We start from the raw sequence: 17,071 nt of genomic DNA on the forward strand, positions 1-17,071 counted from the left end.
TGATACGGAAGAAAGGAAGGTAGGGTAATGTTCAAAGATAAGACAATATTAGTCACCGGGGGAACGGGGTCCTGGGGCAAAACACTAACGCGCCGGCTGCTGCTGGAGCAGCCGAAGGAAATTCGAATATTCTCCAGAAACGAGTATGCTCAGGTCCTGATGGCGCGGGAGTTCAACGGACATAAGGAACTCCGGTTCGTGATCGGGGATATCCGCGACTATGGAGCGGTGGAAGCGGCTTGTAAGGGTGCTGATTATGTGTTCCATCTGGCTGCACTCAAGCATGTGCCTGTGTGTGAATTCCAGCCGGAAGAGGCGCTGAAGACCAACGTGCTAGGGACTGAGAATATCATCCGCGCCAGCATTGCGCAGAAAGTAGCTAAGGTCATCGATGTATCAACTGACAAAGCGGTTGATCCCACCAATACCTATGGTATGACCAAAGCCATAGGCGAGAAGCTGATGATCCGGGCCAATGATCTGAGTGAAGATACCCGCTTTACGTGTATTCGCGGAGGCAATGTGTTAGGCACTAACGGTAGTGTGGTTCCGCTGTTCATTAATCAACTGCGGGAGGGACGGGAACTTACCTTGACCTTCCGGGAAATGACCCGCTTCTTCCTGACGTTGTCCCAGGCCATTGACCTACTGCTGAAAGCAGCAACCACGGCTATCGGCGGCGAGACGTTTGTAATGAAGATGAAGGCTTGCCGCATCGTCGATATCGCGGAGGTGCTGGCAGAGCACTACGTCGGGCACCGTGTACCGTTCAAGGAAATCGGTATTCGCCCAGGGGAGAAATTGCATGAGGTGTTGGTATCGCGATACGAATCGCCGTACACGTTGCAGTACAGTGATCAATATTTCGTTATTTTACCACCGGGCTCAAATGACTTGAATGCCCGTTATGCCGGCCTGAACCCGGCTGTGTTCTCCGAATACCATTCCAACGCCTCCCTGCTGAAGAAGCCCCAAATCACCGAGATGCTTAAAGAGGGAGGATTCTTGACCTGATTACCATCAGCTTGTGCATGATCGTCAAGAATGAGGAAGCCCGGCTGCCGGTATGCTTGCAGTCGGTCTGCGACCTCGTTGACGAAATTGTGATCGTGGATACAGGTTCGTTGGATGGTACGAAGAAGATTGCCCAGGCCTACACAGAGCGGATTCATGACTATGTTTGGGAGGATGATTTCTCAGCTGCAAGAAACTTCGCGTTCTCCTTGGCCAGTCAGGAATTCATTCTTTGGTTGGATGCAGATGATGTAATCACGGAGTCTGACCGCCAAAAGCTAAAGCAGCTCAAGCAGAATCTGGAACCGAATGTGGATTCTGTTATCATGAATTACGTTCTCCAAACGGATGAGGCCTCTGGTGAGCCTTTGGCCATGACAAGACGAAATCGTCTGGTCAGAAGAAGTCGGAACTATCGCTGGGTCGGCATCATTCATGAGTATTTAGATGTAGCGGAGGGAAACCGGCTACTGTCTGATATCTCAATTACTCACCGGGGCACGTCTGAACCGGGCCATTCTGACCGCAATCTGCATATCATTGAGCGGTGGCTCGCGGCCGGGCATGAGCTAACGGGGCGACTGAGGTTCCATCTGGCTTGCGAACTCGCTGATGCCGAGCGCCACGAAGAAGCTGTAGTACATCTGAAGAATTTCCTTACAGATTCGGAAGCTGCGCGCGACGATCTGGTGATGGCCTGCTCAAGACTGGCTGATTGTTCCCGCAAGCTTGGACGCACTGAGGAAGAATTGCAAGCTATGCTTCAATCGTTGTATTATGATGTCCCTCGTCCAGAGATTTGCTGTAGCTTGGGGAAGTGGTTCGAAGAGCGTCAGCAATGGAGGCAAGCAATCTATTGGTACAGCCAGGCATTACAAACATCTGAGCTGTCAGCATGGAATGCCATTGTTCAGACGGCTGCCCGAACGTGGCTTCCACACAGCCGTTTATGTCTGTGTTACGCTCAGATGAGCCAGCTTCGTCAAGCTTATGATCATAACAAAGAGGCCTTGCGTTATCTTCCCCAGGACCCGGGGCTAAAGGCTAACGATCAGAAGCTGGAAGAGGCACTCAAAGCTTTGCCAGAGTGATCAATGTATACCTTACAAATAGCGAAGCTTCCTCCCAACATGCCTTGTGGGGGAAGCTTCGTTTGAATTTGGGGCAAATTATGAAAAAATACAGCCTGATTAAGGCTGTATAAGAAGCTTGATGAACAAACTTTATGACGGGATAAGGTAGGATAACATTTGCTTGAAGGAGCCGGCGTATTGTTGCGGCGACATCCACTGATTAATGTGTTGCTGTCCTTGGGTACGGATGCGTTCCCGCAAAGCTGTATGATCCATCAGCTCCATTGCTTCTGTCACAGCCTCGTTGAGGCGTGGATACTGAAAGAACTTTCCGGTTTCGTTATTTTTGATAAAGAAACGAACTCCCTCTGAATCGGTACTTAGGACTGGACAGCGGCAAGCCAGAGCCTCGGCAACGGCATAGCCGAAGCCTTCTAACGTAGAGGTAGAAATCATTAGACCGCCAGAGTCGCCAATTCGGGACAAATAGAAGGGCATCTCCCGGTTTGGAGTATTGGGAAATAATTTCACGCGGGATTGCAGACCAAGCACATTAATATATTGCCAGAACGCGTTCTTGATTTCATCCGAAGGCAGTTCGTAGTCCATAAACATCCAGATTTCCGCCTTGGGACGGCGGCGAATCAGGCTGGCGGAGATTTCAAGGAACAGTTCCCAATTTTTATTAGGCTCCAATCTACCTACCCAACCAATAATTGGCACAGGATATTTGGGTTGAGATTTATAATGGAAATGCTGCGTATCCAGCAGATTGGGAAAAATATAATTAGGTAGCGTTGGATAATATATGGAGGCCAATTCGACCAGATGTGGTGTTGGGGGCATGAGCGAAGCCTGGCAATGGCGCAGAATTTCTCCAGATCCCTCCTGAAGCATCTGCATTGCCTGCTCCCTGGTGCCAAGTCCTTGTATTTCAAAGATGATTGGCTTGGTATATCCCAGCCGGCGCAGTCTGCCAGGCAATAAATAATCGGAAGTCGTGATAATCGCGTCGTATTGTGGCAACTGGCGAAGAAGTTCGTCATCCCCTGGAGCGACCATGACGGGAATATTGGCTGCCTGTGTATTACCAAGCCCATATCCGGACTGAAGATACAGCACATGCCCCTCGATCCCCTGCGTTCTGAGAGCGACGCAGCGTAAGCGATTTAGAGTTTCTACGCCCCCGCTGGGAACATAAAACGTAAAAAGCACCTTCATGGGCAAGCTCCTCTTGTTCATGGATGAAATAAGCGATTCTGTAGTTATTGTACGCATGCTCTGTTGGAATCGTGCGGGTAAGTTTACCTGTATGACGAACCGACGATTTTGCGCATCCTAAGACCTGTCTCATACATTCATTCTATAGATGGAGGTTGACTGCATGCGAGGAAGCAAAATCGTTCATTTGTCATTGTCGGCAGCAATGGTCGCGGGGGTTGCCGGTATTGCGGGCTGCGGTAACGCGGACAATAACATGCGAACCCAGAGCTTGCGCAATAACCACAATCGGGGCTACAACATTAACTCCATGGACTCCATGGACCGAAATCAGCGTATGAATACGCGTAATACGGGGAACGGGCAGGAGCGCATTCAATCACTGCGCTATAGCCAGGCATTGAGTAACAAAGTGGCTCAGCTTAGTAGCGTCCAAGCGGCACATGTCGTCGTGACCGATCACGATGCTTATGTGGGCGTGACTATGCATGGTAACAGCAACACTAATGGCATGAATACCAACGGCATGAACACCAATGGTATGAATACCAACCGTAACGAAGGAACAGGCATGGACATGTTGGGTACCGGTACCAAAGGCATGAACATGAATCGTAATCGGGCGCTCAATTCAACAGATCGAATGCCGGGCATGGGTATGAGTGGCATGAATGGTCATCGGGATACATCCATGTATGGTGCTTATGGAGCAGGGACAGGGATGATGAACCGGTCAACAAATGATAACGGCATGGGACTCGGCATGGGTGACATGGGCGTAGGTATGGGAATGGATAATATCGGTGAGGACGTCAAAGAACAAATTACAACCGCTATTAAGCAAACCGCTCCTCATATCCGCAATGTCTATGTGTCCGGCAATGCCGATTTCGTGAATCAAATCGGTAACTACGGGATGCAAAGTCGTAGTGGCCGAACTTTAAACCACTACATTAACGATTTTGAGACGACCATCGATCGCGTCTTCCCCGGAGATCAACGATAACCGGTAGTTATGCAAAAAAGCGCGAGAGCGGGGGAAACCCGGCTACTCGCGCTTTTATTGTTAGCGATTAATTAGCTGCTTATTCGTTTGTAGTGAAGAGACGTCCCTTCACCCAGGTTTGGCGCAGTTCCAGATCGCCATCAACCAACAACAGGTCTGCTTGCTTGCCCGTTTCAATGGAGCCCGTCAAGTGATCGATACGAATCAATTTGGCCGGATTGCCGCTGGCTGCCTCTGAAGCACGTTCGACCGATAATCCTACCTCCTGCACGAGATGACGGAAGCCGCGAATCATCGTCAGCGTGCTGCCTGCCAAGGTACCTTCACTATCTTTCAGAGTACATACATTATCCTTAACCACAACGGGCAAATCACCCAGCATGTAGTCTCCATTGCCAAGACCGGCGGCAGACATGGCGTCCGTAATCAAAATGAGGTTGTTCTCGTTCTTCACACTCGCCAGCAGACGAATGGCTGCATGATGAACATGGATGCCGTCGGCAATAATCTCTGCGCTGATTCCGGGGGTGCTGAGTATAGCGCCAACGGTGCCGGGTTTACGATGGTGCAGTGGTGTCATGGCGTTAAACATATGCACCGAATGGTTCAGTCCCACTTCATGAGCAGACATGATTTCTTCGTAAGTGGCATCGGTATGTCCCGCTGCGGCTACAATACCTTGTTTGCGCAAATAAGCAATTAACTCATGCGATCCTTCCCGTTCAGGAGCGAAGGTGACTTGTTTGATCAGACCTGGATATTTAAGATCCCACGCCTCTACCCATTCCCGGTTAGGAGGAACCACATGCTCGGGATTTTGCGCCCCCGGCCATTTCGGACTGATGAACGGTCCTTCCAGATGCACGCCTACTAATTGGGCGTAAGGCATGTCCTCTGCCATATATTGATGTACAGTATCCAGCACAGTGTCGATGGATGCCTTAGGCAACGTCATCGTTGTGGCTAACATCGAGGTGGTGCCTTGACTACAGTGAAGCTGCGTGATGGCATCTAACCCTTGCTTGCTTGGCTTCGAGAAATCCTCCAGCATCCCGCCGTGTACATGTACATCGATGAAGCCTGGCAACACATAGTTGCCGGCGGCATCAATTACCTTGGCATCGCGTAGGCTCAATCCGCTTACGGATAAGCCGGATGTGGAGCCTACGTAGGTAATCACGCCATGTTCAACCGCAACGGCGCCATCATCGATGGTACCTTGCGGAGTTACGACCTTGGCATGAATAATCTGAAAAGTTCGTTCTTCCATTACAGAAGTCTCCCCGCAGCCGGGTCTACAACGACTACAACGTTGGAGTGAGTTTGCAGCAGCGAAGCTGGACATTGCGTTGTAATCGGTCCTTTCAAGGCTTGGGCGATGATTTCGGCTTTGTCCTCACCCTTGGCCATCAGCAGGATTTGCTTGGCCTTCAGGATGGACCCGATTCCCATGGTCAATGCATGAGTCGGAACCTCGTCAATAGAATTGAAGAAGCGTGCATTAGCCACCCGTGTCTGTTCTTCCAGCTTGACAACATGCGGAGGCCCTTGAAGCTCTTCTCCAGGTTCGTTGAAGCCGATATGGCCGTTATGTCCAACACCAAGCAACTGCAAGTCAACTTGCCCAGCTTCATCCAGCAGGCGCGCGTAATCTCTGGCTGTTTGCTCAGGATCGGCGGTGTTACCAAGGGGCACATGCGTATTGTTAAGGTCAATATCGACCTGGTTGAACAGCTTCTCATCCATGAAGCGGCGATAGCTTTCCGGATGATCTGTTGGCAGTCCGATATATTCATCGAGATTATAGCTGCTAGCTTGTTTAAAGCTGACGATACCTGCACGATAAAGTTCAATCAGCTTCTGGTAGACACCCACCGGGGTACTGCCCGTAGCCAGGCCAAGAATCGCCCGGGGATTGGTTTGGAGAAGACTGGCGATGATGCCTGCCCCGGTTTCATTAAATTGTTGCTCACTGTTTGTTTTGATGATGTTCAGCATTACTTTTGTCCTCCTTGGGTTTAGCGATATATTTTTGAATATTTTGATACGATTGTTCGAGCTTTGGAATATAATCCTGGAATTCAAGGCTCACCATGCCGGTAAACAAAATATCAATGACATGGAGTTGAGCGATCCGCGAGGCCATGTCACCACGTCGCATTCCTTCCTCAAGCGACGAGGAGAATAAGGAAATATCCGCAAGAGTTGCCAAGCGGTTATTGCTGTATTGAGTCAGCGATAAGGTTAGTGCACCGCTATCCTTGGCGCAGCGCAGAGCATCAATCGTCTCCGGAGTCTCCCCCGAATAGGAGACGGCCAGGGCGACATCCCCCTCGGAGAGCGAAGATGCCGAGGTAATCTGCATATGTGAATCGGCGAAGGCGGTGCAGTGCTTCCCGATCCGGACCAGCTTCTGTGAGAAGTCCTGAGCCACGATGGAGGAGGTAGCCACCCCGTACAAATCAATACGACGGGCATGGCATAAGGCCTCTACGGCTCGGGTTAGTTGGCTCATGTCCAGCAGGCGCGTGGTGTCGGTAATGGAAGCCAGATGATTTGCCTCCATGGCCTCAACAATCCTTGGCAGATCGTTGCCCGCGATGATGTCCTGATAATGATTGTCGCCCGGCTTATGGGCCAATTCCCCGGCCAGCTTCATCTTGAAGTCAGGAAATCCTTTGAAATGAAACGTCTTGCAGAAGCGCGTAATGGTTGATGGACTGATGCCACATGTACCAGCCAGCTCCGTAATTCCCAGACGAAGGACGGAGGCGGGCGATTGCAAGAGGTATTCCCCCAGCTTGCGTTCCTGTGGGGACAAGGAATCCAGATGGCTGGACACCGCATGTAAAATAGGTGTGGAAATAATCATTCCTCCTAATAGAGGTAGTAGCACTTATACAAATGTTAAACTAAATCAACTTATGAAAATTTTTTTCCTTATGAAACGGATTATTCATGAAAATTATTTTTATATCTCGCCTTCATCATAATAGATGTAAGGCCCCTTTTCAAGGGGGCATCTCCTATTTTGCCCGAAGAATGTCTAACGTTTCCTTGAATTTTTGAACTTTGCATACTAAACTTAAACAAGCTGATTCCTGCGGGAGAGAGGAAGGATTGCGTTGACGGTTGATCTCGATACATATATTGAAAGGATAGAGGTGGCATGGACCAATTCATTTCGCAAAATGAAAAGTGAATTGCTGCATCATCAGGAGCTTGGCCTCACCGGCCCTCAATTCCAGATGCTGGCACTGATTGCAAGGAAGAAGGTTTGCAATGTCAGCTATTTGGCGGATAAGCTCGAGGTCAAACCCAGCGCGATTACGGTTATGATTGACCGTTTGGTTCAGAACGGCTACGTGAACCGACGGCATGATGAGCAGGATCGGCGGGCTGTACTGTTATCGGTCACAGAGCGGGGTTCCGAGGTGCTGGAGGAAGCGAAGAAAAAGTCGCGGGAAGCGCTGAAGCGACACCTGTCTGTATTGACCGAGCAAGAGCTCGAAGCGATGATTACCATTTTGGAGAAATTTTCGAATGCAGATAAGCTCTAGGTTACTAGATACATATTCAGGGCCGTTCAGGGTTTTCGAGGTTAACTGACGGTTCTTTGCTTTATATAAAAGAGTAGGGTGTTATTGTTTGTAAGCGCTGTACTTGAAAATGGGACCTGGGAATGAGGGATAAATGATGGAAAAATATATGTTGGCATTGGATCAAGGTACGACGAGTTCCCGGGCTATTCTGTTTGATCAGGCGGGAGCCATCGTACATTCAGCACAACGGGAGCTGCCGCAATATTTCCCCAAGCCAGGCTGGGTGGAGCAGAATCCCAACGAGATTTGGGGTTCGATTCTCTCGGTTATTGCCACCTGTCTATCCGAGTCTGGCGTGAAGCCTAGGCAAGTTGCGGGGATTGGCATTACGAATCAGCGGGAAACGACCATAGTCTGGGATAAGGATACGGGAAATTCGATTTATCCGGCCATTGTGTGGCAATCGCGCCAGACGGCACCTGTTTGCGAGGCTTTAAAGGCGGCGGGGCATGATACTTTATTTCGTGCCAAGACCGGGCTGCTGCTGGACCCTTATTTTTCGGGAACCAAAGTAAAATGGATTCTGGATCACGTATCCGGCTCGCGGGAACGCGCCCGGAAGGGAGAATTGCTGTTTGGCACGGTAGATACCTGGCTGATCTGGAAGCTTTCCGGTGGCCGTCTGCATGTCACGGATTATTCCAATGCGTCCCGAACACTGATGTACAACATTCATGAACTGGCATGGGATGAAGAATTGCTGGAGCTGCTGGACGTGCCCAAAGAGTTGTTGCCTGAGGTCAAGTCTTCTTCCGAGGTGTACGGGACGACGGTACCTTACCATTTCTTCGGGGAGGAGGTCCTTATTGCCGGGGCGGCCGGGGATCAGCAAGCTGCATTGTTTGGGCAAGCGTGCTTCAGGGAGGGCATGGTCAAGACGACCTACGGAACAGGCTGCTTCATGCTGATGAATACAGGAAGTAAGCCGGTCGCTTCGGACCATGGGCTTATCACTTCTCTGGCCTGGGGGCTGAATGGTCAAGTCGAATATGCGCTGGAAGGCAGCATTTTCGTCTCCGGTTCGGCCATCCAGTGGTTACGAGACGGACTACGGTTATTCCGCGATTCCCGGGATAGCGAGATGTATGCTGCCCGTGTGGCCTCAACCGAAGGAGTGTACGTGGTTCCTGCCTTCGTTGGACTTGGTAGCCCTTATTGGGACAGCGATGTGCGTGGTGCGGTATTCGGCTTGACCCGGGGAACAACGAAGGAGCACTTTATTCGCGCCACGCTGGAGGCGCTGGCTTATCAGACTCGTGATGTGTTGCAGGCGATGGAGCAGGATTCGGGATATAAGGTTGATTCTATGCAGGTTGATGGTGGAGCGATATCGAATGGCTTTCTCATGCAGTTCCAGAGCGATATTCTGGGGATTCCCGTTGAGCGTCCGGTCGTTGGAGAGACTACTGCGCTGGGGGCCGCGTTTCTGGCCGGGCTTGCCGTAGGATATTGGGGCAGCCTGGACGAGATTAAGCGCTGTAAGCAGGTAGAGCATCAATTCCTGCCCAAAATGGACGAGGCTACCCGTGAAGGGCTCATTCAAGGCTGGATGAAGGCTGTTCATGCTGCGATGGCGTTCAAGTAAAAAACGAGTTCAACATTTTAGGTCCATAGTTGGTTTGAATAAGGGCCAGAATGCTTTAATATAATGAGAAAATGTAAGATAAGAGCATGTAAGGAGGGAGACATCCATGAAACGCAAATGGATTGTATTGATTGCTGGAGCGGCTGTTCTGATTGCCATATTGGGCGTCTATCTCGTATTTATCAATCCACCTGGAGATATTGATGTCGAGGGACGCTGGGAACTGACTTCAGGCCCGGAAGGTTGTTACACCGAGGTGTACTTCAAACGGGGGGTTACTCCGAAGAGCGGAGGCGCTGCCACTCGGGAAGAGGAAGGCAACTTTGTTCAGATGTCCTTTGGCACTTATGATAAAGTGGGGGATAACCTGGTGCTTAGCCTGACTAATCCCGTCAAGCCCCCTTTTGATATGAAGTTAGATCGCAATGGTCAGGAACTGGGACTGAATTATGAGTTAGATGGCAAGCAGCTAAGCTGCGGGTATAAGTTAAAGGAGTAGCACTTCCTTCTAAATCATCGTGTAGAGTCAATGATAAGCAGCGGCTGATGGTGCATTCCATCAGCCGCTTGTTTGTTAGGTCCACCCGTGGCCCCATATATGCAGGCAAAACAAAAAACCTTCTCTTTCCCCCGTTAAACGGGATGAAAAAGAAGGCTTGCGGTTCCCCAGCATGAGTGCTGGAGCACCCGTCAGATTTTCAGCTCCCCAAGCTTGATTAGCTCGACAACCGCCTGTGCACGACCTTTGACGTTCAATTTTTGCATCACATTAGAAATATGATTTCGAACGGTTTTCTCGCTGATAAATAATTGCCCGGCAATGTCGCGCGTCGTTTTATCCTGTACGAGAAGTTCGAAGACCTCTCGCTCACGATGAGTTAACAGAAATTTGCTGTTACGATCGCTGCTCTTCAAAATGCGTCACCCCTCCTTGCTCGGGTTTTGTGGTTTTAACAAGGTTAAGGGATACAGTCAAGACATAGTATGAAAAGTCAGCGACATTGGTGCGATGACTATATAAAAATAGGCATCAGGGTCTTGGTAGGGCAGCAAGTTCAATCCATTCCGTCGCCCAGCCCTGAATTTCGGCACATACAGGGGCGAGCGCCATCCCCCTTCTCGTCAATGAATATTCGATACGGACAGGCTTCTCAGGATAGACCACTCGCTGAATGACTCCTTCCTCTTCTAACTCCTTCAATCTTTCGGACAACATCTTCCCACTCAAGTTGGATAGTGAATTTTCAATTTCAACAAATCGTTTAGGGCCATCCAGCAATTTGTATACAATAAATGTAGTCCAGCGTTTGCTAAGCAGTTCAACTGCTTTTTCAAACCGGGGACACATGGGCGAAGTGTTCATTCTGTTCACCTCTCTTTATAGAATTAAATCTACACTTTATAAAAATTATATAATTACTTGACGGAATATACAATGTAAAATAAACTAAGTTACATAAAGTAACTAACTGATTTGTAGTACGTCATTGAATGGAAAGAACCAGCGTGCTTATGAGCCATGCTTTGGGCAAGTTTGATATGGAGTTTCTGTTTGCCCGGGAGGGACAGCTATTATGAACAAGAATGTGGATGTGTGTGTGATTGGTGCAGGGCCTGGTGGAGCGTTATTATCCTATTTATTAGCTAAGTCAGGGGTTTCTGTTGCCTTGCTAGAGAAGCAAACGATGTTGGGCAGGGCATTCCGGGGAGAGATTCTCAATAGCGATGGCGTTGCGGTGTTGAACAAGCATGAGGTGATGTCTCGACTTGCCGATGGAGCGATCTTGCCATTAGAGCATATTGAGTATTGGCTGAACGGCAAGATGGTAAAGAGGTTGCTGCCGGGTATATCTGAGGGTAATGTCGGCATTCATGTGCCTCAAGCAGATTTACTGGATGCGTTAATTAGAGAGGCAGGTCAGTATTCCAATTTCACATTGCATACTGGGGTGACGGTAAGTCACTTGGTACAGGATGAGCATGGTTATTACCATGGAATCTTTGCGACTGATGGAAATGGAGACGAGGTATTGCTGCATAGCCGGGTGATTGTGGGTGCCGATGGCAGATACTCTACCGTGCGCAGGCAAGCGAATATACCTGCCATAAATCGCAATCACGGTTATGATCTATTGTGGGCGCGTATACCTGCTCCGTCAGGCTGGAAGCCGGTCATTCGCTCTGCTATTGTTGACAATCAGCAATTGCATTTGTTCACACAAGCAAGAGGGTACATTCAAATTGGATGGAATATTGAACAGGATGCCTATCCGAAGCTGCGTAAGCAATCATTCGAACCTTTTATTACGACGCTAATCGAGGCCTTTCCTGATCTGGAGCACCAGGTAAGACAATATATCAAATCATGGAGTGATTTTGTGTTGCTCGATATTTTCAGCAGTCAAGTAGATACTTGGACCATGGAAGGGCTTGTACTGATTGGGGATGCGGCACATACCATGACTCCAACAGGGGCATTTGGATTAAATGAGGCCTTGCGTGATGCGGATTGGCTTGCGGATCACCTGACGGAGGGCTTGCAGGGGAATTTCCTTAATGTAGACTGCCTCAAACAGTTAGAGCAAGTGCGTCGTCAGACGGTAGAGGAATTACAGCAAGAGCAATTCGTGATGGAACGAACCTATAAACAGAACTTTTATATAGAATAAGCAGATAAGAAAGGTGTGTTAACATGCTACCACTTGATAATCAACATGCACTAAATGTGCTTAAAAATAAAATTTATACCGTTACATCGCCGGATGCCACAAGTGTGATGGTGGGTCCGATTAAGCTACCTGTCAATTTGGATGGGGAGACCAGAGAATTTCAATGGTACACCTGGCTCTCAGTTCATGACAAGGCAGAAAGAGAGAGATATGCCTCGTATACTTCCGAAGAAATCATTGCCTTGATGCCGTCGCTGCAACTTGCCGAGGGTCAACAATCAAGCGTGCTCGTATATGGTGATTTTGAACAAGATCCGTATGCCCTGATTCGGATGCATAGCATTTGTCATACAGGCGATATCTTTGGCAGTAAACGTTGTGACTGTGGATACCAATTGCATCAATCCATGAAGCTTATTGTTGAGCACGGAACAGGTGCCATATTCTATCTGGCCAATCACGAAGGCAGAGGCATTGGCTTGCTTAGCAAATCCATGGCTTACATCCTGCAAGAAGAGGGTCTTGATACCGTAGAAGCTAACCTTGTACTGGGATTTGCTGATGATGCTCGTCAGTATACAGATGCTATTAGTATTTTGCAATATTTGAGACAGAAGCCCGTTACTCTAATCACTAATAATCCTCGGAAGATGGAGGCATTACGTGCTTCGGGAATGAATATATCGGGTCGAGTACCACTGTGGGGAGATGTTCCCGAATATAATGTAAAATATTTACAAACCAAGGTGAACCGCTCTGGTCATTTTGCTCAAAATGAAGGGATACTCAATGAATATGCATGAGTCGGTCAATTCACATGAGAGCTATATGAGATTAGCGCTGGAAAATGCTAAAGCCATGAGCGGACAAACGGCGCCAAATCCAATGGTTGGGGCCGTCATCGTAAATGAGGGCAGAATTGTTGGAATTGGCTCGCATTTGAAGCCAGGGGAACCCCATGCTGAAGTCCATGCTCTGCGAATGGCTGGTGACGCGGCCAAAGGAGCAACGATTTATGTTACATTAGAGCCTTGCTCGCATCATGGACGTACAGGACCTTGTGCTGAAGCCATTGTACAGGCGGGGATTTCCAGGGTTGTCGTTGCGGCGCTAGATCCTAATCCGCTTGTCGCAGGTAGAGGAATTGCCCTATTGCAAGAGGCAGGAATTGAAGTTGTTCAAGGTGTGTTAGCAGAGGAAGCAGCTAAGCTGAATGAAGTATTTAATAAGTATATTGTGACAAAACGCCCTTTTGTCACGTTGAAGTCGGCCATGACATTAGATGGAAAAATTGCAACTAGACAAGCAAGCAGCAAATGGATTACTTCGCAAGCGGCCAGAGAAGATGTCCATCGACTGCGTCATGAGTCGGCTGCAATATTAGTGGGCGTGGGTACCATTGTTCATGACGATCCTCAGCTTACAACAAGGTTGCCTGGGGGACGTCATCCGCTTCGTGTGATCCTGGACAGTTCACTGCGTATTCCTGAGCGGGCAAGGGTCATTACCGATGGTGAGGCTCCAACCTGGATTTTCACAGGGCATTCTCCTGATGCAGCTAAGCAAGCAAGATTAGAGCAGCTTGGAATCAAGGTATTCAGAACAGCGACAACGCAGGTCAATTTGGCTGAGTTGCTGGATGTACTAGGGGCGCATGAGCTATCCTCTTTGCTGGTGGAGGGTGGCGGGCAAGTCAACGCATCCTTTGTAGAACATGGGCTTGCTGACAAGCTTGTGCTGTACATAGCTCCCAAGGTTGTAGGCGGCCAGGAGGCTCCTACCTTTCTGGAGGGACTTGGCGTAGGGCTGATGAGTGAAGCGCAATCTTTGCATAATGTTAGCTTCTCTCAGTTGGATGTTGACTTTAAAATCGAAGGGTATTTTTGAGGGTTCTCCATGACAAGGAAGCCAATTTAGCCTGATGTTATCAGCCGCATATTAAATCATAAGAGGGCGTTCCCCAGTCATTAATCATGACTGGGGAACGCCCTCTTTGTGAACAACTCTTATAGCGACTTCAGATAGTGAACCAGGGTCAGCAGACCTTTGTCGAAGTTCTCGAGGTTGAAATGCTCGTTAGGAGCATGCAAGTTCTCGTCCGGCAGGCCAAAGCCCATCATGACAGCCGGAGCCGACAGCACGCGGGACAAAGTTTCCACGATTGGAATCGAACCCCCATCCTTGGTGAACAAAGCACGTGTTCCATAGACGGCCTCATAAGCGTCAGCCGCTTTTTGCAGATATGGATGGTCCGGACTGCTCGTAAATGCATGGGCCTTCTCGGTTGCAGTCACCTTCAGCTTGGCTCCAGGTTGCAGATGCTGATGCAGGTGGCGTTCGATCCGGTCAATGGTTGCTTGCGGGTCCTGGTCACCAACCAGACGGCACGTAATTTTGGCATGAGCTTCCTTAGGGAGCACAGTCTTGGTGCCTTCACCCTGGAAGCCGCCGTAAATGCCGTTCAACTCCAGGGTTGGCCGTGCGCCAGTCCGTTCTACGAAGCTGTAGCCTGCTTCGCCAAACAGGGCGTCCAAGCCCAGGTCGCGTTTAAGCTTCTCTTCATCAAATTGCTGCTTGGCAAATTCCTCATGCACTTCGGGCGTCAGTTCTGCCACACCTTCATAGAAGCCTTCCACCGTGACTCTTCCTTGCTCATCATGCAAGGAGGCCAGCAAGGCTACCAGGGCATGCAAAGCATTGGGCACGCCGCCGCCAAAGGTGCCGGAATGCAAATCTGTATTTGCGGTATAGACGGCTACTTCCAGTGCACACAGGCCACGCAGACCGATACAGATGGCCGGCTTGCCTGGACCAAGCAAGGATGTATCAGAGATCAACACAAGGTCGGCGGCCAGCTTGTCTTGATGTGCCTTCAGGAACGCAGGAAGATTAGGACTGGTCACCTCTTCTTCGCCTTCAATACAGAATTTGATGTTCACAGGCAATTCCTTCTCTTGCTTCAACAAGGCTTCCACAGCCTTGATATGCATAAAGACCTGACCTTTATCGTCGGTAGCTCCGCGGGCATACAGCTTGCCATTGCGGATGGATGGTTCAAAGGGAGGGGTCTCCCAAAGCTCCAGCGGGTCTACCGGCTGGACATCGTAGTGTCCATATACCAAAACGGTTGGCTTGCCCGGGGCATGAATATATTCGCCATATACAACCGGATGTCCGGCTGTGGGATGGACTGCCACTTCTTCCATTCCCGCACGGCGCAAGGCTTCGGCCATCCACTCGGCGGCTTGCAGAATGTCACCCTTATGCTCGGATAGCGCGGAGATGCTAGGAATCCGCAGCAATTCGTCAAGTTCCTTCAAATGTTCTTCACGGTGATTCGCAAAATAAGCTTGATAATCCATGGTCGTTAGTTCCTCCCGAACTGAATTTACCAGTATATTCTACACCTTTTTGGTCAAGAACACGAATCATGAAATCTCCCAGGTAAGCCAAGCACCGCCCTTTCCTTAAATTAATCTTAAAAATCCATCCGTATTTTTTAGAATTATTTAAGGTGAGATGATGTTATTTCTGGTAAAGTCAAGGAAGTACGTTGGAAAAAGAGAATTATTTCATGTAGACATTGAACAAATTGCTGGAGAAAAAGAAGGGAGTCGTCGTTGTTATGGAAGAGAAGGACAAAAAAGAGCAGGAAGCCGCCGGTAGTCAAGGGGATACCGGGTTGGAACAAGAGCAAGGACAGGTAAAGAAACAACCGGAGCCACCTGTGGAAGAGCAACTTGAACAGAGCTTGGAGGAATTGCCCCAAGTATCAACGGAGGAGGCAAGTGCCACATCGCCAGAGGAAGTGGTCGTAGCAGAAGAAGTAGAAGCGCCTAAACCTACTGAACCAGCACTTGAAACGAGTCCATTGTGGAACAACCTTCAGGACGGTGAAGGGGTGCCTTTGATGGTCGCTCAAGACGGACAGGCCATTCCCGAAGCTGCGGAGGGTGCCAAATCCAGCAAGCTGTGGCCGATCGTATCACTCGTGCTGGCTGTCCTGTTGATCGTTGTATTGATCAAGCCGCCATTTGCCACGAACAAAGCCGAAGCCGTTGCGACGGTTAACGGGGTGGAAATTACCAAGGATCGTCTTTATGACTCGATGATCGCCGGCGGAGGCGCTCAAACTCTCGACACGCTGATTAACGAAGAACTGATCAATCAAGAGGCTGCCAAGCAGAATATTACGATTTCCGATGCAGATATTGAAGGTGAACTGGAGATGTACCGTACGCAATTCGGATCTGATGAGAAGCTGAACGAGGCCTTGACCCAATTCGGAATGACCCGGGATCAACTGGAGGAGCAAATAGTACAGCAATTGAAATTAACGAAGTTGCTGGAGCCTCAGGTGGAAGTGACGGATGAGCAGGTCAAGCAAATTTTTGAGCAGAATCAGGAGTCATTTAATACACCTGAACAGGTTCGTGCTTCGGTCATTCTGGTAGCTACGGAAGAAGAAGCGAAGGAAATCGTCAAGGAATTGGACGGCGGAGCGGACTTTGCTGAATTGGCCAAGAACAAGTCGCTGGATGTGATGACGAAGGAGCAAGGCGGGGATACGGATTTCTTTGCCCGGGGAGAACGGGAGGAAGCGGTTGAGGAAGCTTCGTTCAAGCTTGCCAAGGGCGAGGTCAGTGAGCCGGTAAAAACCACCGAGGGTTATCAAGTCATTAAGGTGACAGATCGTAAGGAAGCACATACGGCTACACTGGAGGAGAAGCAGGAGGAAATCCGCAAAGCGCTCGTTGCTCAGCAGGTTTCCGGTTTGTCAGGTACCTGGCTGCAGGATGCGCGCAGCGGGGCGGAAATTACCAATGTGTTTACGGATACGGATGAAACTGAAGCCGGAGTCGGACAATAACAGATAAGCTACAGACCTATGAGGTTACGCC

17 protein-coding genes are annotated in these 17,071 nt (G+C 49.4%); 10 read left to right on the forward strand and 7 right to left on the reverse strand.

Features of this window, described 5'->3' with window-relative positions; translation table 11 throughout:
- The first annotated feature begins 27 nt into the window (after positions 1-27).
- Positions 28-1,014, forward strand: coding sequence for a polysaccharide biosynthesis protein (locus AC1VOR_RS17410; protein WP_482619618.1), 987 nt, complete (start codon positions 28-30; stop codon positions 1,012-1,014).
- 17 nt (positions 1,015-1,031) lie between these two features.
- Positions 1,032-2,105, forward strand: a complete 1,074-nt coding sequence (locus AC1VOR_RS17415) for a glycosyltransferase family 2 protein (protein WP_482619620.1) — start codon at positions 1,032-1,034, stop codon at positions 2,103-2,105.
- Positions 2,106-2,237: 132 nt separating this feature from the next.
- On the opposite strand, the gene AC1VOR_RS17420 is transcribed toward AC1VOR_RS17415, so the two are convergent.
- Positions 2,238-3,308, reverse strand: coding sequence for a glycosyltransferase family 4 protein (locus AC1VOR_RS17420; RefSeq protein ID WP_482619622.1), 1,071 nt, complete (start codon positions 3,306-3,308; stop codon positions 2,238-2,240).
- Positions 3,309-3,471: 163 nt separating this feature from the next.
- Here AC1VOR_RS17420 and AC1VOR_RS17425 point away from each other — a divergent pair, with 163 nt between their 5' ends.
- Positions 3,472-4,314, forward strand: a complete 843-nt coding sequence (locus AC1VOR_RS17425) for a YhcN/YlaJ family sporulation lipoprotein (RefSeq protein WP_482619624.1) — start codon at positions 3,472-3,474, stop codon at positions 4,312-4,314.
- Between the two features lie 79 nt (positions 4,315-4,393).
- Here AC1VOR_RS17425 and nagA read toward each other — a convergent pair whose 3' ends face one another.
- The 3 genes from nagA to AC1VOR_RS17440 are packed head-to-tail and all read right to left on the reverse strand — an operon-like array spanning position 4,394 to position 7,186.
- The gene (gene nagA, locus AC1VOR_RS17430; RefSeq protein ID WP_482619626.1) at positions 4,394-5,584 is read right to left on the reverse strand and encodes an N-acetylglucosamine-6-phosphate deacetylase; all 1,191 of its coding nucleotides are present in this window, start codon (positions 5,582-5,584) and stop codon (positions 4,394-4,396) included.
- Positions 5,584-6,312, reverse strand: coding sequence for a glucosamine-6-phosphate deaminase (gene nagB / locus AC1VOR_RS17435; RefSeq protein ID WP_482619628.1), 729 nt, complete (start codon positions 6,310-6,312; stop codon positions 5,584-5,586). The genes nagA and nagB overlap by 1 nt, the downstream gene beginning before the upstream one ends.
- Positions 6,284-7,186, reverse strand: a complete 903-nt coding sequence (locus tag AC1VOR_RS17440) for a MurR/RpiR family transcriptional regulator (protein ID WP_482619630.1) — start codon at positions 7,184-7,186, stop codon at positions 6,284-6,286. Before AC1VOR_RS17440 ends, nagB begins: the two co-directional genes overlap by 29 nt.
- 253 nt (positions 7,187-7,439) lie before the next feature.
- On the opposite strand from AC1VOR_RS17440, the gene AC1VOR_RS17445 reads away from it, so the two are divergent.
- From AC1VOR_RS17445 to AC1VOR_RS17455, 3 genes are all read left to right on the forward strand, one after another.
- Positions 7,440-7,874, forward strand: coding sequence for a MarR family transcriptional regulator (locus AC1VOR_RS17445; protein WP_059049584.1), 435 nt, complete (start codon positions 7,440-7,442; stop codon positions 7,872-7,874).
- A gap of 136 nt (positions 7,875-8,010) precedes the next feature.
- The gene (glpK, locus tag AC1VOR_RS17450; RefSeq protein WP_482619811.1) at positions 8,011-9,501 is read left to right on the forward strand and encodes a glycerol kinase GlpK; all 1,491 of its coding nucleotides are present in this window, start codon (positions 8,011-8,013) and stop codon (positions 9,499-9,501) included.
- Between the two features lie 106 nt (positions 9,502-9,607).
- The gene (locus AC1VOR_RS17455) at positions 9,608-10,000 is read left to right on the forward strand and encodes a hypothetical protein (protein ID WP_482619631.1); all 393 of its coding nucleotides are present in this window, start codon (positions 9,608-9,610) and stop codon (positions 9,998-10,000) included.
- A gap of 191 nt (positions 10,001-10,191) precedes the next feature.
- Here AC1VOR_RS17455 and AC1VOR_RS17460 read toward each other — a convergent pair whose 3' ends face one another.
- Both AC1VOR_RS17460 and AC1VOR_RS17465 read right to left on the reverse strand, forming a co-directional pair.
- Entirely contained in the window at positions 10,192-10,416 is a 225-nt protein-coding gene (locus AC1VOR_RS17460) for a helix-turn-helix domain-containing protein (RefSeq protein ID WP_009225122.1), read from the reverse strand.
- A gap of 115 nt (positions 10,417-10,531) precedes the next feature.
- Entirely contained in the window at positions 10,532-10,864 is a 333-nt protein-coding gene (locus AC1VOR_RS17465) for a winged helix-turn-helix transcriptional regulator (protein WP_482619633.1), read from the reverse strand.
- A 211-nt stretch (positions 10,865-11,075) separates the two neighbouring features.
- On the opposite strand from AC1VOR_RS17465, the gene AC1VOR_RS17470 reads away from it, so the two are divergent.
- The 3 genes from AC1VOR_RS17470 to ribD are packed head-to-tail and all read left to right on the forward strand — an operon-like array spanning position 11,076 to position 14,057.
- A complete protein-coding gene (locus tag AC1VOR_RS17470; protein WP_482619634.1) occupies positions 11,076-12,170 on the forward strand; it encodes an FAD-dependent monooxygenase in 1,095 nt (364 codons plus the stop codon).
- A 23-nt stretch (positions 12,171-12,193) separates the two neighbouring features.
- Positions 12,194-12,973, forward strand: a complete 780-nt coding sequence (locus AC1VOR_RS17475; RefSeq protein WP_482619635.1) for a GTP cyclohydrolase II — start codon at positions 12,194-12,196, stop codon at positions 12,971-12,973.
- Positions 12,966-14,057, forward strand: a complete 1,092-nt coding sequence (gene ribD, locus AC1VOR_RS17480; protein WP_482619813.1) for a bifunctional diaminohydroxyphosphoribosylaminopyrimidine deaminase/5-amino-6-(5-phosphoribosylamino)uracil reductase RibD — start codon at positions 12,966-12,968, stop codon at positions 14,055-14,057. The genes AC1VOR_RS17475 and ribD overlap by 8 nt, the downstream gene beginning before the upstream one ends.
- A gap of 119 nt (positions 14,058-14,176) precedes the next feature.
- Here the strand turns inward: ribD and AC1VOR_RS17485 are convergent, their stop codons facing one another.
- On the reverse strand, positions 14,177-15,532 hold the full coding sequence (locus AC1VOR_RS17485) for a dipeptidase (protein WP_482619637.1): 1,356 nt from the start codon (positions 15,530-15,532) through the stop codon (positions 14,177-14,179).
- Between the two features lie 263 nt (positions 15,533-15,795).
- Between AC1VOR_RS17485 and AC1VOR_RS17490 the strand changes: the two genes are divergently transcribed.
- A complete protein-coding gene (locus AC1VOR_RS17490) occupies positions 15,796-17,040 on the forward strand; it encodes a peptidylprolyl isomerase (RefSeq protein WP_482619638.1) in 1,245 nt (414 codons plus the stop codon).
- The last annotated feature ends 31 nt before the right edge of the window (positions 17,041-17,071 follow it).

Source organism: Paenibacillus sp. 1SOY10 (assembly GCF_056836745.1).